Origin of the sequence: Catellatospora chokoriensis (assembly GCF_011297315.1) — a bacterium.
GTDB classification, from domain to species: Bacteria; Actinomycetota; Actinomycetes; order Mycobacteriales; family Micromonosporaceae; genus Catellatospora; species Catellatospora citrea.
In genome coordinates, this window is the sequence record NZ_JAAOTI010000059.1 from 1 (window position 1) to 14,078 (window position 14,078).

General features: G+C 67.9%; 18 protein-coding genes. 9 read left to right on the forward strand and 9 right to left on the reverse strand.

Annotated features, from left to right (window positions below):
* The first annotated feature begins 61 nt into the window (after nt 1-61).
* A complete protein-coding gene (locus HAV39_RS41605) occupies nt 62-502 on the forward strand; it encodes a hypothetical protein (RefSeq protein ID WP_191844588.1) in 441 nt (146 codons plus the stop codon).
* A gap of 308 nt (nt 503-810) precedes the next feature.
* Nucleotides 811-1,239: a nitroreductase family deazaflavin-dependent oxidoreductase gene (locus HAV39_RS41610; protein ID WP_191844589.1), complete on the forward strand. Its 429-nt coding sequence runs from the start codon at nt 811-813 to the stop codon at nt 1,237-1,239.
* Between the two features lie 210 nt (nt 1,240-1,449).
* On the opposite strand, the gene HAV39_RS41615 is transcribed toward HAV39_RS41610, so the two are convergent.
* From HAV39_RS41615 to HAV39_RS41625, 3 genes are all read right to left on the reverse strand, one after another.
* Nucleotides 1,450-2,121, reverse strand: coding sequence for a hypothetical protein (locus tag HAV39_RS41615; protein ID WP_191844590.1), 672 nt, complete (start codon nt 2,119-2,121; stop codon nt 1,450-1,452).
* Nucleotides 2,122-2,231: 110 nt separating this feature from the next.
* The gene (locus HAV39_RS41620; protein ID WP_191844591.1) at nt 2,232-2,396 is read right to left on the reverse strand and encodes a trypsin-like serine protease; all 165 of its coding nucleotides are present in this window, start codon (nt 2,394-2,396) and stop codon (nt 2,232-2,234) included.
* Between the two features lie 196 nt (nt 2,397-2,592).
* The gene (locus tag HAV39_RS41625; RefSeq protein WP_191844592.1) at nt 2,593-2,982 is read right to left on the reverse strand and encodes a nuclear transport factor 2 family protein; all 390 of its coding nucleotides are present in this window, start codon (nt 2,980-2,982) and stop codon (nt 2,593-2,595) included.
* A 303-nt stretch (nt 2,983-3,285) separates the two neighbouring features.
* On the opposite strand from HAV39_RS41625, the gene HAV39_RS41630 reads away from it, so the two are divergent.
* On the forward strand, nt 3,286-4,110 hold the full coding sequence (locus HAV39_RS41630) for an alpha/beta fold hydrolase (protein ID WP_191844593.1): 825 nt from the start codon (nt 3,286-3,288) through the stop codon (nt 4,108-4,110).
* A 34-nt stretch (nt 4,111-4,144) separates the two neighbouring features.
* Nucleotides 4,145-5,356 carry an FAD-dependent oxidoreductase gene (locus HAV39_RS41635; protein ID WP_191844594.1) on the forward strand — a complete coding sequence of 404 codons (1,212 nt, stop codon included), beginning with the start codon at nt 4,145-4,147 and terminating at the stop codon, nt 5,354-5,356.
* A gap of 88 nt (nt 5,357-5,444) precedes the next feature.
* Here HAV39_RS41635 and HAV39_RS41640 read toward each other — a convergent pair whose 3' ends face one another.
* Together HAV39_RS41640 and HAV39_RS41645 are read right to left on the reverse strand one after the other, a co-directional pair.
* On the reverse strand, nt 5,445-6,197 hold the full coding sequence (locus HAV39_RS41640) for an SDR family NAD(P)-dependent oxidoreductase (protein ID WP_191844595.1): 753 nt from the start codon (nt 6,195-6,197) through the stop codon (nt 5,445-5,447).
* Between the two features lie 82 nt (nt 6,198-6,279).
* Nucleotides 6,280-6,921 carry a hemerythrin domain-containing protein gene (locus HAV39_RS41645; RefSeq protein ID WP_191844596.1) on the reverse strand — a complete coding sequence of 214 codons (642 nt, stop codon included), beginning with the start codon at nt 6,919-6,921 and terminating at the stop codon, nt 6,280-6,282.
* A gap of 86 nt (nt 6,922-7,007) precedes the next feature.
* Between HAV39_RS41645 and HAV39_RS41650 the strand changes: the two genes are divergently transcribed.
* A complete protein-coding gene (locus HAV39_RS41650; RefSeq protein ID WP_191844597.1) occupies nt 7,008-7,610 on the forward strand; it encodes a TetR/AcrR family transcriptional regulator in 603 nt (200 codons plus the stop codon).
* 63 nt (nt 7,611-7,673) lie between these two features.
* The gene (locus HAV39_RS41655; RefSeq protein WP_191844598.1) at nt 7,674-8,309 is read left to right on the forward strand and encodes a pyridoxamine 5'-phosphate oxidase family protein; all 636 of its coding nucleotides are present in this window, start codon (nt 7,674-7,676) and stop codon (nt 8,307-8,309) included.
* Between the two features lie 10 nt (nt 8,310-8,319).
* Here HAV39_RS41655 and HAV39_RS41660 read toward each other — a convergent pair whose 3' ends face one another.
* Both HAV39_RS41660 and HAV39_RS41665 read right to left on the reverse strand, forming a co-directional pair.
* Entirely contained in the window at nt 8,320-9,192 is an 873-nt protein-coding gene (locus HAV39_RS41660) for an alpha/beta fold hydrolase (RefSeq protein ID WP_191844599.1), read from the reverse strand.
* A gap of 170 nt (nt 9,193-9,362) precedes the next feature.
* On the reverse strand, nt 9,363-10,157 hold the full coding sequence (locus HAV39_RS41665) for an aquaporin (RefSeq protein WP_191844600.1): 795 nt from the start codon (nt 10,155-10,157) through the stop codon (nt 9,363-9,365).
* A 246-nt stretch (nt 10,158-10,403) separates the two neighbouring features.
* On the opposite strand from HAV39_RS41665, the gene HAV39_RS41670 reads away from it, so the two are divergent.
* The 3 genes from HAV39_RS41670 to HAV39_RS41680 all read left to right on the forward strand — a co-directional run bounded on the left by HAV39_RS41670 (nt 10,404) and on the right by HAV39_RS41680 (nt 12,701).
* Nucleotides 10,404-11,030 carry a cysteine hydrolase family protein gene (locus tag HAV39_RS41670; protein WP_191844601.1) on the forward strand — a complete coding sequence of 209 codons (627 nt, stop codon included), beginning with the start codon at nt 10,404-10,406 and terminating at the stop codon, nt 11,028-11,030.
* 181 nt (nt 11,031-11,211) lie between these two features.
* The gene (locus tag HAV39_RS41675) at nt 11,212-12,216 is read left to right on the forward strand and encodes an SLAC1 family transporter (RefSeq protein ID WP_191844602.1); all 1,005 of its coding nucleotides are present in this window, start codon (nt 11,212-11,214) and stop codon (nt 12,214-12,216) included.
* A 179-nt stretch (nt 12,217-12,395) separates the two neighbouring features.
* Complete coding sequence (locus HAV39_RS41680) at nt 12,396-12,701, forward strand: EthD family reductase (RefSeq protein ID WP_191844603.1); 306 nt, start codon at nt 12,396-12,398, stop codon at nt 12,699-12,701.
* A 425-nt stretch (nt 12,702-13,126) separates the two neighbouring features.
* Here HAV39_RS41680 and HAV39_RS41685 read toward each other — a convergent pair whose 3' ends face one another.
* Entirely contained in the window at nt 13,127-13,483 is a 357-nt protein-coding gene (locus tag HAV39_RS41685; RefSeq protein WP_191844604.1) for a VOC family protein, read from the reverse strand.
* A gap of 80 nt (nt 13,484-13,563) precedes the next feature.
* Nucleotides 13,564-14,078, reverse strand: a 515-nt coding sequence (locus HAV39_RS41690) for a HEAT repeat domain-containing protein (protein WP_191844605.1), incomplete at its 5' end; no start/stop codon positions are given.

A 14,078-nucleotide genomic window follows, 5' to 3' on the forward strand; every position in this document is an offset into this window, starting at 1 on the left:
GGTTATACACAGTTAGCCCGCAGCAGTTCACAACCCCTTCGAGCGCGCATACGACGCCGTCTTGCGGTCGCTGCACCGTAAGACCTTTCAGCATCCCGACAAGATCGCCACCGGATTCGGCTGGGTGTACGACGGCGACCTGTGGCGCGATACCGCCAACCGGGTCGATCAGGAGTCACCGGGCACCGCAGTGTCCGGTGACTCACTCAAGCACCGGCTCGCTGAGATTGCCCAACGGCGCAACCGGATCGTGCATCGCAGCGACCTCGGAAACCACTTTCAGAAGGAACCGCTGAACGCGTCCGAGGTGCACGACACCATCGACTTCCTCGAACGCGTCGTGGTCGCGATCACCCATCTGCTGGGCGACGTACCGACGCACGGTGTCGACCTGGGCAGCCTCTGGGCGGCGTACGTCAACACCCATTGCGACATCGACTCCGGCCACGCCTGGGACTGCGACCTGTTCTGCGAAATCAGCGGACTACGGCCCTTGAGCTGAAGCAGGGCTCGACACTGTTCCCGGCAGACCCGGGCGCGCCTGACACTCGCTGGTGACGCTCCCCGGCGGGCGTCACCGTCAGCAACCAGCGCCTGCCGCTCGACCCGGCAGGTCGGAACCGGCGCGGACGAAACCGCGCCTGTTCGCGTACCCGCACCGTGTCGGTGATCGCGATCGGCAGGGACGTGGCAGTGATGTATTCGGCCGCAAGGCCCGCGTCGGCTGCGGCCCGGCTTCCTGGCGCCAGCCACGATCAGCGGCGAGGATGGATTCGCACTTCCACGGGTACGAGAAGGTGAGGCACAACGATGAGCGACTGGAACACCAAAGTGATCGAGGAGTTCCGCGCGAACGCGGGCCAGGTCGGCGGACCGTTCAGCGGAGCCCCGATGGTGCTCGTCCATCACCGGGGCCGCAAGAGCGGACGCGAACTCGTCAACCCGATGATGTACCTGCCGCACGAGACGGACGGCAACGTGATCTACGTATTCGCGTCCAAGGCCGGGGCACCCCAGAACCCTGACTGGTACCACAACCTCATCTCGGCCGGCCAAGCCGCTGTCGAGCGCGGCACTGAAACCTATCCGGTCACCGTGCGGGAGCTGACCGCAGACGAACGTGACCGGCGATACGACGAGCAAGCCCGCCGCTACCCCGGCTTCGCCGAATACGCGCGGAAGACCGAGGGCGTTCGGACCATTCCCGTTCTGGAACTCACCCGCATCACGGCCGCATGACCTCTCGCCGCGGCCGCCCGGAGCATGAGCTTCGGCGCCGACAGCGTCGTAGCGGTGGGCCTGTGGGACGAGGTGGTGGTGACATAGCTCGCCGGTGGTGGGCCTGCCGTCACTTCGCGTTGACCCTCCACTCGACGCCGTAATGATACTCGTCGACTCCGATGGTCGCCTTCGCCCACCGCGCCGCCGCCTGCCACGACCGCCGAGGTCTCACGCGCTGCGGACGACCTGGTTGAACGCGTCCTGGTGCCACGGAGCCGGGCCGGTGCCGTCGCGGTCGTCCTCACGCCGACGATCGGCGGGCAGGCAGGACAGCACGTAGAGCACGGTGGCCGGGCCGCCGAACATGCCGGCGAGGACCAGCAGCGTCACCCCGTTGGTGCCCTCCGCGTAAGTCGACGGCTCCGTGGGATGAGCCCAGCCCGCCGGGTCGACCAGCACGGTGACAGCGCTGCCGATGCCGTGCTGGTGCGGGGTGCGCAGCAGGCCGGCCAGCGGCCTGCCCTGCCGATCGGCGACCCGGTACAGGTAGTCGCCGTCGGCCTCGGACAGGTCGTGGCCGACGAGCTGGGTCACCGTCGCCGTGACCGGACGTCCGCGCTCTCCCAGCACCGCGTCGGAGGCTGCCATCATTATCGTGAGCTGCCCGAACGACAGCACAGCCCAGGCGACACATGCCAACACGAGACGGAAGCCGCCGGTGCAGCCGAGCAACCCGACGACCGTGATCGGCACGGCCGTCACCGCGAGCATCACCGGAAACCGCAGACTGCCCGGGCCTGGGTCGAGGCCTTGTGCGGTGCCGATCCAGGCACCGGCCGTCAACGTCGCCGCGACCAGCACGCAGACGACCGCAATCCGGAAGAGGATTCGTGGGACCACGCCTGGACGGTACCGTCCGCGCGCCCGTCGCCAGGGCAGTCGACCGCATGTCCGTTTGCCCGAGGTGCCAGGGACACCGGGTGGGGTCCCGGCGGCGGCCGGGACCCCGCTCAGGAAGTGGCGACGGTGCTGCCGCCGAGCGCGACCCGCATGCGGTATGGCCGCAGCGCGTCGACGCAGTGCCCGGCGGTCAGCACCCATTCCAGGCGGACGAGCGCGCCGCTGCACACGAGACCCGGCAGGGTGACCCGGGCGATGACGGCCTGATCAGTCAACTAACGGGCCGGATCGCTGGTTGCTCTCCGCTACCGGTCGTACGCGACGGCGCGGTGGTCGCCGACGACGACCGCGTCTGCCGGGGGCGGAGAGATCGGTGCGCAACGAGCTTGACGTCTACGTCGGGTCAGAGCTGGCCGCTATCCCGGGCCGTGGGCGGCGCTCGACGCGATGGCGGGTCAGGGTTTGGCAGCGTCACGGGCCCGGCTCCGGCTCTGCCAGTGCTGCTCGCCAGGCGGGGGCTGGGAAGGGATCGGCGAAATATTGCGTTTCGCGCACCACCCGCTTGGCGTCGAATTCCATGATGCTGACCGAGTGCGTGGGCCTGCCGTCGTAGGTGATGACGCATTCGCTGACCCACAGATTCTGGCTGCCGGTTATCCGGACGACAGTGAAGTGCCGATCGGCGGGGTGCCCGTTTCGTTGCGCCCGGATAGTGGCCCAGCCGCGGAAGCGTTCGCCTGACTGGGGATAGTGGAGGATCGCGTCTTCGGCGTAGATGGCGTGTTCGGCGTCAGCGTCACCGGACTCTGAGGCCCGCCAGTGTTCTTCGATGGCATCCCTGACCGCAGTATCGGCGTCCATCGCGTCGTCCCTCCACGAACAGGACAGCGTCCCGAGGTCGGAGTTACGGCGACCGTCCGTCGGGAAGGTGGTCAATACGAGCGTAGGCCGCGATAGGGGCGGTGGCCTGAGCATTCGCGGGACGGCCCGGTCTACGGCGTCAGGGCGTACGTGCGCGGGTCGTGGCGCGTGCGCACGGCGGTGAAAGGGTAGGACGATCTTGCTCCGGATGGGCTTTCCTGGGCGGCGGGTAACCGCACGCGATATCTCACCGATGGCTACGCTGAGTCATGAGCCATGCGCGTTTAGTTCGGGAGGCTTCGGGTGGGAACGGTCACGACGAAAGACGGCACGGAGATCTTCTACAAGGACTGGGGCACCGGTCAGCCGATCGTGTTCAGCCACGGCTGGCCCCTGTCGGCCGACGACTGGGACACGCAGATGCTGTTCTTCCTGAACCACGGCTACCGAGTCATCGCGCATGACCGCCGGGGACACGGGCGTTCCAGCCAGACCTCCGACGGTCACGACATGGATCACTACGCCGACGATCTGGCTGCGGTGACCGCCCACCTCGATCTGCGAGACGCCGTACACGTGGGCCACTCCACGGGCGGTGGCGAGGTCGTGCACTACATCGCCAGGCATGGTGAGAGCCGCGTCCAGAAAGCGGCGATCATGTCCGCGGTTCCGCCCCTGATGGTGCAGACCGAGGCCAACCCCGGCGGACTGCCCAAGAGCGTCTTCGACGACCTGCAGGCACAGCTGGCCGCCAACCGGTCCGAGTTCTACCGCGCGCTGCCCTCGGGCCCGTTCTACGGTTACAACCGCCCCGGCGCGCAGCCTTCCGAGGCGATCATCGAGAACTGGTGGCGCCAGGGCATGATGGGCGGAGCCAAGGCGCACTACGACGGCATCGTCGCGTTCTCCCAGACCGACTTCACCGAGGACCTGAAGAAGATCACGGTTCCGGTTCTGGTGATGCACGGTGATGACGACCAGATCGTCCCGTACGCCGACTCGGCGCCGCTGTCGGCAAAACTCCTGCAGAACAGCACCTTGAAGACGTATCCGGGCTTCCCGCACGGGATGCCGACCACGCATGCCGAGACCATCAACGCCGACCTGCTGGCCTTCCTGAAGTCCTGACGCAACGCGGCGCACGCTCAGGTGGAGGGGTGTGGTGACGAAGATAACCGTCTATGGGGCTCCTTGGTGTCCGGACTGCCGACGCGTCAAGAAGTTCCTCACCGAGCATCGTGCCCGCTACGACTGGGTCGACATCGACCAGGACGCGCGAGCCCGGGCCGACGTGCAGCGGCTGCAGAACGGCGGTCAGACCATCCCCGCGGTCGTGTTCGACGACGGCGCGATGATGGTGAATCCGCCGAACCTCGCGATCGCGACGAAGCTGGGCCTGAACCTGCGTGCCGAGCGCGACTTCTACGATCTGGCGATCATCGGTGGCGGACCGGCGGGCCTGGCCGCGGCCATCTATGCCGCCCGCGAGGGCATCGACGCCGTCGTGGTCGACAGGAGCGCGCTGGGCGGTCAGGCCGGGGCCACCCAGCTCATCGACAACTACCCGGGATTTCCGGAGGGTATCGGCGGCGCGGACCTCGCCGCCAGATTCATCGCACAGAGTCGCCGCTACGGTGTCGAGCTGGTGTCGGCTGTGGAGGTGGGGGAGCCGGCGCTCGACGGCGAGGACGTGACGCTCCCGTTGAGCAGCGGTCAGCAGCTGTGTGTGGGCGCGGCGATCGTGGCCACCGGTTCCTCCTACCGCCGACTCGGGCTGCCCGGCGAGGAGGAACTCATCGGCGCCGGCGTGCACTACTGCGCGACCTGCGACGGGCCGTTCTACCGCGGTGCCGACGAACTGCTGGTCGTCGGCGGGGGCAACTCCGGCCTGGAGGAGGCCATGTTCCTCTCGCAGTTCGCCGAGCGGGTCCGTATCGTCGAGCACTCGTCGGAGTTGAAGGCTTCCCCGCTGGTACAGAACAAGATCGCCGAGCATCCCGAGTTCACCGTGCACACCAACACCGAGATCACCGCGTTGACCGCGAAAGCCGGCAAGCTGCACGAGGTCACCGCCCGTGACGCTGTCACCGGCGAGCTGCTGACGTGGCGCCCGGCGGCCGCTTTCGTCTACATCGGCATGGACCCGAACACCGGCTTCCTGCGGCAGTGCCTGCGCCTGGACCAGTGGGGGTTCGTCACCACCGACGACATGCTCGCCACGAGCATGCCCGGCGTCTATGCCGCCGGCGACGTGCGGGCCGGCTCGACCAAGCAGCTCGGTGCGGCGGTGGGCGAGGGCATCACCGCGCTGATCCATGCGCGTCAGCACCTGCAGCGCCGTGGGGTTACCCGGAGCCTGGCGGTCAACGCGTGAACGGCGCGCCGCGGCGGGCGCGCGGAGCGGGGCGGAGCCGGGCCCGTGCCCGGCTCCGCCTTGTCGTCGCGGCTGTCTGAGGCGGTGGTCAGACCTGGTTGAGGCCGCCGTCGACGAACACGTCGGCCCCCGTCATGAAGCTGCTGGCTCCGGAGGCGAGGAACACCACGACGTTGCCGACCTCCTCGGGGCGGCCCATGCGGCCGAGCGGGATCGATCTGGCGAACTCGGCCTTGAGCTCGTCTGCGGCGGCCGCGTCCGGGGCGAGGCCGGTGATGCCGGGAGTCTCGATCGGTCCGGGGCTGATGGCGTTGACCCGCACCTTTCGCTCCGCCAGCTCGGCTGCCCACGTGCGTGCCAGGGCGCGGACGGCGGCCTTGGAGGCACCGTAGACCCCGAAGGCCTTGGCGCCGCGGGTTGCCGCCGTCGACGCGTTCAAGATCACGGAGGCGTCCTCGTTGAGCAGCGGAAGCGCCTTCTGGACGGTGAACAGCAGGGCCTTGACGTTGAGGCCGAACGTGTCGTCGAAGTGCTTCTCGGTCACCTGCTCCAGGGTGGCGAACTCGCCGCCGCCCGCGTTCACGAAGACGATGTCCAGGCCCTGACCTCGTGCTTTGACGGCTTCGTACAACCTATCAAGATCGTCTGACGAGGTGACGTCACCGACCAGCCCCGTCGCGTCGGCGCCGATCTCCGCCACGGCCGCGTCCACCTGTTCCTTGCGGCGGCCGATCAGGAAGACATGCGCTCCCTCTTCGGCGAGCCGCTTCGCGGCGCCCAGCCCGATCCCGGTCGTTCCACCGGTCACCACGGCCGTCTTGCCTTCAAGCTGCTTGCTCATTATCGAATCTCCGTCTGCGGCATCCGCCGCTCTGATGGTCGGCCGACGGGGTCGTCGGCCGTCGTTGTCAGGTCCCGCGGCCTCAGCGGCCGGCCGGCTGTGCGATGTTCGGCCGCTCCAGTAGCCGCAGTGTCTGCTCGGCGCTCTCGCGAATCGCCGGAAGGGCAGCCCTGGCGGGCTCGGGGAGGTTCCGCAGCACGAGATCGACCTGCCATGGTTCGCCGACCTGGTCCAGGAAACCGATCATCAGTTCGGCGCCTTCTGCCGGCGATGTCGCCATCACCTGGCCTGCGAACTCTTCCCAGGCCTGCTCGCTGAGCCGGCTGCGCAGCGCTGGCAGCAGGATGGGTTCCTCGTGCGCCAGGTGCAGGTGGAGCAGGTCGCGCACGGCCGCCGCCGCGTCCGCCAGGACCGGGCGGTCGGCTTCCTCGGCCAGCCGGACCTGGGCCAATGTCTGCAGCGCGGTGTCGAGCTGTTCGTGTTCGAAGCCGAGGTCCGCCAGCGCGCGGGCGGCTTCGGGGTCCACCGTGCTGAGCGTGGCCCAAAGGATGTGATCTTCGGTCTCGTGGTGGTGGTGCAGGTTGGCGACGATGAAGTCGCGCAGCGTGCGCAGTGCCGACAGCGGCGCGCTCCCGGCCGCCTCGCTCAGCAGCGTGCTGGACCTGCGGTAGACGTCGTGGGCGAGGGTGGTCTCGATGACCGACAGCGGCTCGCGGGTTCTCATCAAGGTCTCCGTTCGTTGCTTACCAACTGGTCAACAATGAATCTGAGCTGCGCATTCTCTTAATGACCACGTGTACATTAGGGCGTATGTCACAGCAGAACACGCCGCCCGACGGCGCTGCCGAGCCCCGGCGCCGCCGCCGCAGGGATCCCGAGGGCAACAGGGACCTGATCCTGCAGGCGGCACGAGCGGCCTTCGCCGAACGCGGATACACCCGCGCGACCGTCCGCGACATCGCCGAACGCGCCGGCGTCACCCACGGCCTGGTCATGCGTCAGTTCGGCTCCAAGGAGCAGCTGTTCCTGGCGGCCGTGCCCGGCACCCGCGACGTCGACCGCGTCGTCGACGGCGATCCGCAGACGCTGCCGGAGCGGGTCGCGGCCGCCTACGTCGACCGGATGGAGCACAGCTTCAGAACCGACCCGCTCGTCGCGGTCCTGCGCAGCGCGGCATCGAACGAACACACCGCGGTCGGTCTCTACCGCGCGATGCTGGACCGCACCGCCGGCTCCTATAAGCAGGTGATCACCGGCGAGGACGCCGATGTGCGGGTCGATCTGCTCGCCGCGGTGCTGATCGGCGTCACGTTCTGCCGGTACATCGTCGGTGTCGGGCCGGTCGCGCGGATGAGCCCTCAGCACCTGCAGGCACATCTGACCCGCCTGGTGAGAAGCGCACTGTTCGACTGAGTCCCCGGCGCCCTGAACGCGAACTCCTGATCGCGCGTCACCCATCGCATGCCACAGTGAGGAATGAGCGAGAACTACTCCTCGATCGCTTTCACCCGGCACGTGCGCGACGCGCAGGAGCGCTACGGCAGCCGGGCGGCCGTCGAGCGGCTCGGCTCCGAGGTGCCGGGGTCGCCCGCCGGCGCGGAGCCCCGGGATCCGCTCACCGAATTCGAGGCCGAGTTCATCGGGCTGCGCGACGGTTTCTACCTGGCGAGCACCTCCGACACCGGCTGGCCGTATGTGCAGTTCAGGGGCGGGCCGCCCGGGTTCGTCAAGGTCCTGGACGAGCACACCTTCGGCTGGGCGGACTTTCGGGGCAACCGTCAGTACATCAGCGCCGGCAACATCGCCGGTGACGACCGGGTGAGCGTGTTCTTCATGGACTATCCGCGACAGCTGCGGTTGAAGGTGTTCGGCCGCGCGAACGTCATCGACGTGCGTGAGGACCCGTCGGCGGCGCAAGCCCTGACGGTGGCCGGCTACCGGGCCAAGGTCGAGCGGGCAGTGATCGTCACGGTCGCCGCGTTCGACTGGAACTGCCAGCAGCACATCACACCCCGGTACTCGGCCGAGGAGCTGCGGGACGTGCTGGCGCCGCTGCACGAGGAGTTGGCACGTCTTCGGGCGCGGGGACACGAAGGCACGGCCGCGGCCTGAGCTGGCGTTCTCAGCTCTTGGCGGGCAGGTTGCCCAGGAAACCGCGGATGTAGCCGGTGATGGCGTCGAGGTGGGTCTCGAGCGCGAAGTGCCCCGCGTCCAGCAGGTGGATGTCGGCATCGGGTAGATCGCGTTGGAACGCTCGGGCGCCGTCGGGGCCGAAGATCTCGTCGTTGGCGCCCCAGACCGCGAGCAGTGGCACCTGGCTGCTGCGGAAGTACTCCTGCAGCTTGGGATATCCGTCGATGTTGGTCGGGTAGTCGTGGAACAGCTTCAGCTGGATCCTGTCGTTGCCGGGACGGTCGAGCAGCGCCTGGTCGTGCAGCCAGTTGTCAGGGCTGACGAGACTGGGGTCGGCTGCGCCGTTGAGGTACTGCCAGCGGGTGGCGTCCAGGGTCAGCACCTTGCGTGCGGCCGGCTCCGTCTCGGGGCTGGGATTGGCGGCGTACGCGAAAAGGCCCTTCCAGAACGGCTCGACGAACCCTTCCATGTAGGCGTTGCCGCTCTGGGTGATGATCGCGGTCACCTTGTCGGGCGTGCGCATAGCCAGGCGCCAGCCGACGGGAGCGCCGTAGTCGTGCACGTAGATCGCGAACCGGTCGACGCCGATGTGGTCGAGCAGCCCGGCGGTGAGGCTGCCCAGGGCGTCGAACGTGTAGTCGAACTCGGTGACCGAGGGCTGCGCCGACGCGCCGTAGCCGAGGTGGTCGGGCGCGATCACGTGGTAGCGGTCCGCCAGCGCCGGAATCAGATTGCGGAACATGTGCGAACTGGTCGGGAAGCCGTGCAGGAGCACCAGCGTCGGTGCACCGGACGGCCCGGCCTCGCGGTAGAAGAGCTGCTGGCCGTCGATTGTCGCGGTCAGGTGCCGTACAGGGACCATGATTCGCTCCAGATGCCTCGGCGGAAGTGGCGAACCCATGGCTGCCGCCACCTGGCCGCCGACCGGCGCGACGACGTCGATGTCTGATAAGTGCGGATTCGCCACACAATCGTATAGCGGAGGCGGGTGCAGGCCCGACGGATGCCGAATCGGATGCCCTCAAGTCCGGTTCAGGACCTGTCCTGAGGCAGTAGGCGGTCATGCGGTAGATCGCATCGCATCCAGCAGCGGATCGATGCGTCATGACGCAACTTGCCCGTGACGGGCCTGCGACGACAGCCTGCCGCCACAGCCGCCGCGACCGCGGCGCCGGCCATCGGGCCGACCCAGTAGATCCAGTGCTCAGGGCGTAGCGCGCCCGCCATCACGTCAGAGCCGAGCACCCTCGCCGGATTGAACCCCGCCCCGCTGACCTGTCCGGCGGCGCACACCGCGGCGACCAGCACCAGCCCGGACACCGGCGCCGCCCACCGGTGGTACCTGGCGCTCGCCAGCAGAACGAACACGATCACGAAGATGCCGCCCACCGCTGCGGCCTCCACCAGGGCGAGCTGCGGCGGTGACAGGCGTGCGCGCGGTTCGACGACCGCCCAGTTCACCTGGCGGCCCGCGATGGCAGGTCCCCACATCCGCGCGGCCGCCACGCCGAGGACCGCTCCGGCGCACTGTGCCACGACATACGCGCCCAGATCAGAGGTGGAGACGACACGTTGCAGCCACAGGCCGAAGGTCAGGGCCGGGTTGAGGTGCCCGCCCGAACGCGCGCCCAGCGGGCTCACCGCCACCGCGACGCCGACAACGGCGGCTGTTGTGCCGACGATGGCCAGCTGCGCGAGCGGGTCGAAACCGGCGCGGACAGTCCCGTAGCGCGCGGTGACCAGGATGTAGAGCAACAAGGCCGTGCCGGTGAACTCGGCACCCCATTCCTTCCAGTGCCAGCCGCCGCAGGGCGGCGTAGCGGCCATCCGGGAAACGTATCAGGCACGAAGCAGGGTGTTTCGTGTTTCGAACTGCCGCTTGGCTCGACGGCCTGAAGGGAGATGATCGCCACATAGCGTATTTAATCGGACAAAGCATACGAAATCTTGACCGCTACGGCGCATCTGCGTGCAGATGACGGATCTGGTGGTACCCCCGGCCGGATCGTCATAGCAAGCGCACCATGAGGAGACGGCCAAAGATCGTCAGTCTTGGTTCATGAGGAGCTGAACATGGTGAACACGGCATATGAGTCCGGACGGATAGGTCTCCTGCTCATAGACACGGTCAACGAAGTGTTCTCGGAGAAAGGCAAGAGCTACAGCGAGTTCAAAGAGGAATTCGATCGTATCGGGACGTTCGAGAACCTGAAGTGTCTGCTTGCCGGTGCCCGTGAACAGGGCATGCCGGTTTTCTTCGCACCCATGTCCTTCACGGAGGAGGACTACACGAGCTGGCAGTACATCTGCGGAATCCAGCAGGAGATGTACGACAACCGCCTGTTCGAGGCCGGCACCTGGAACGCGGACTTCCACCCCGATCTGTCACCGCGTGCCGGAGAGATAGTGGTGTCGCCGCACAAGAACATCGACGTGATCGCGACGACCGATCTCGACACTCAGCTGCGACAGCACGGTGTGCAGTATGTGGCCGTGGCGGGGATGGTCGGAACGATGTGTGTCGAGTCGACCGCACGCACGGCAATGGAGCGCGGTTACCACGTCACGACGTTCGTCGACGCCACCGCGGCGGCCGGCGGCCGGGTCGCCTACGACGCGATGATCCTTCGCTATCCGCTGATCTCGCACGCGACGCTCACCGTCGACGACTTTCTCGCAGCGACAGCCAAAGCCCAGTAGGCAACGGGCTTCATCTACGCAAGCCTCGACAAGAACATCCCGGCGCAGGTCCACGCGTTCATGGCGCAGCGCGCGGGAGCCAAGCAGACGGTGGCCGTCGACGGTGCCTCGCACGTCGTCATGATCTCCCACCCGCGCGGCCCGTGCGTGTGCCCCATCTCGCGAGCCGGGGGAGCAGCAGATGGGAATCCTGAGCCGCACTCCGCCGAACTTCTTCGCCGCACCCTTCGGTTTCACGGGCCTGGCGGGCACCTGGCTCGTGCTCTCGCGCACAGCGAACGCGCCGCGAGGCGTGTCCGCCGCGCTGTACGTGCTCGCGGCCGCGGTGTGGCTCGTGCTGCTGGTCGGCTATCTGGCCCGGGTGACCACCACCAGGGGTCGGCTGATGGCCGATCTGCGGGACCCGGTTTTGAGCCCCTTCGTCAGCGTGATCGCGATCGTCGCGATGCAACTCGGCGTCGGACTGCATTCCTACGCCCCCCGAACCGCGACAGTCGTCGTCGACGTCGCACTCGTCGTGGTCATCGGGCTCGGTGGCTGGCTCACCGGCCAATGGATGACAGGCGCCCCCGACCAGGACAAGTTCCACCCCGGCTACCTCCTGCCGACCGTAGCGGGTGGGCTGGTCGCGTCAGCCGCCGCGACCACGGTCGGTCAGCCCGGCCTCGGGCGGCTGTGCTTCGGTATCGGCATCGTGTGCTGGCTGGTGATCGGCTCGCTCATGCTGCAACGATTGTTCTTCAGACCCCCGCTCCCGACGCCGCTCGTCCCGACCATGGCCATCGAGGTCGCGCCCGCCCCGGTCGCCGGACTGGCCTGGTTCGCACTGACCCCGGCGCCGGACACCCTTGCCTTCGGCCTCGCCGGCTACACCATCCTGATGACCCTGGCACAGATCCGCCTGATCCCCATCTACCTGCGAACCCCCTTCACACCAGGCTTCTGGGCCTTCACGTTCTCCTACGCAGCCGTGGCGACGCTCGCGATACGCTGGCTGGCCGTCGAACGGCCACCCGCCCAACAGGCACTGAGCTGGCTGATCGCACTCCTGCTCACCGCGCTCATCGGTGCGATCGCGGTCAGGTCGGTCATCGCGCTGGTCCAGCGAACCTACTTTCCGCCACCGCCACCGCCACCGCCACCGCCGGCGACAACGACGGCTCCGGAGTCCGGACACCCACGGTGAAGTCCGCCAAGACCGTCCCGACCGGCCGCGGTCGCGCCTGCGGGCTCGGCTCGTCGGGCCCCGAGTTCCGGCATCTCCCGCACTCAAAGCCGCACTTCCCTAGGCTGTCGGTAGGCGATACGGCCGTGCACCGGCCGTGCGCCGAGAGCGGTCGTCCAGGGACGTAGGAGGAGGGTGTCGTGCCCACGAAGATCACGTTGATGATCGACAACCCGGCGAACCCCGACGACTTCGAGCGCGCCTACGCGGACGTGAAAGCGGCCGCGAAGAAGCTCCCGAAGCTGCGGCGACTCGAGTCTGCAAAGGTGTGGCCGAAAGAGGACGGCACCGCCACGCCCGCTTACCGGACGCTCGACCTCTACTTCGACAGCTACGACGACGCCTCCGCCGCGGTCGCGACGCCCGTCGCCGCTGATGTCTTCGGCGCCCTCGCGGGGGCGCAGGCCACCTTCATCGGGTTGTTCTCGGACCTCGAGCAGGCTTAGCAACCAGCTTGAACGTCGAGGAGATGCACTGCATGAAATGGTGATCCTTGCCGGGATCGTGGGCTGAACGCGCCTGAGGCCACGCCCGTCGAACGGGGAGACCGTCGGTGAAGATCGGTATCCATCTGGGAAACTACGGAGCCACTGCCTCCGCCAGCTCGATCGCGTCGCTCGCCGTTCGGGCGGAGGACCTCGGCTTCGATTCGCTCCGGGTCTCCGACTACCTCGCGATCCCGCCCGAGATCACCTCGGCGTACCCCTCCGCGCTGCCGACGGACTCGTTCACCTCGGCGAGCTTCCGCAAACCTCGGGGAGGTGTTCGCTGCGCTGTCCTTCGTGGCGGGCATGACCCGACGGGTCGAACTCGGGACAGCAGCTCATCGCCTCAGATGTCGCGAACTTCAGGCCCGGGGCTCCCGTCTGGATCACTCCAGGCAAAGGCAGAACGGGTGACCCGCAGGGTCCAGGAAGACCCGGTACGACGTACCAGGCTGGTCCTGGTGTTTGGTCGCACCGAGATCGATCACTGCCTCCTCGGCGGCGTCGAGATCGTCGACGAGCATGTCGAGGTGCATCTGCTTGGGTCGCTCCTGGCTCGGCCACGTCGGCGGCGTGTGGTCGACCACCCGGTGGAATGCGATGCACTGGCCGTCCTCGGGGCACACCGAAGCCCGGTCCGCGGAGACGTCGACCTTCCCATCGAGCAGCGCGCCGTAGAACCTGGCGAGCGCACCAGGATCGGGACAGTCGATGGCGATGAGGGGCAAGCGAGCGATGGCCATGCGGGCCAGCGTATCGACCGATGTGGTTCGGCGGGCGTACGGATTCCGCATTCACCTGCTGGGCGCTGTCGGCCGCCAGGTCAGCGCGCGGCTGGGCCGCTCAACCGGCCCAGTTCGGCACCGGCGACCCGGCGTATGCGCGCATCAGGGTCGCGGACGTATCGGCCGAGGATGTCTGGAGCAGCCTCGGGTGCAAGGCGGCGTGCGGCGACCGCGACCCGCAGACGGACCACCGGAGCCGGGTCGTTCGCCAGCCTGACCACGAGCGACGCCCACCGCGCGAGCTCGCCCGCGGCGCTGGACAGGCCGCTGATGACGGCCGCCCGCACCTCGGCCTCGGTGTCCTGTGCGAGCGACACGAGGTGTCGCGGGACCCGCGGATCTGAGTCGGCCGCCCTGGCGAGTGCTCCGGCGGCGCGCACCCTCACTTGCGGGTCGTTGTCGGCGGCGAGCGCCAGCAATGCGTCGACGGCAGCCGGCCCGCCGACCGCGCCGAGGGCTTCCTGGGCGGATTCCCGGACGTGCTGGTCGGAGTCCTGGCAAAGCATCAACAGCGTAGGGGTTGTGAACTGCTGCGGGCTAACTGTGTATAACT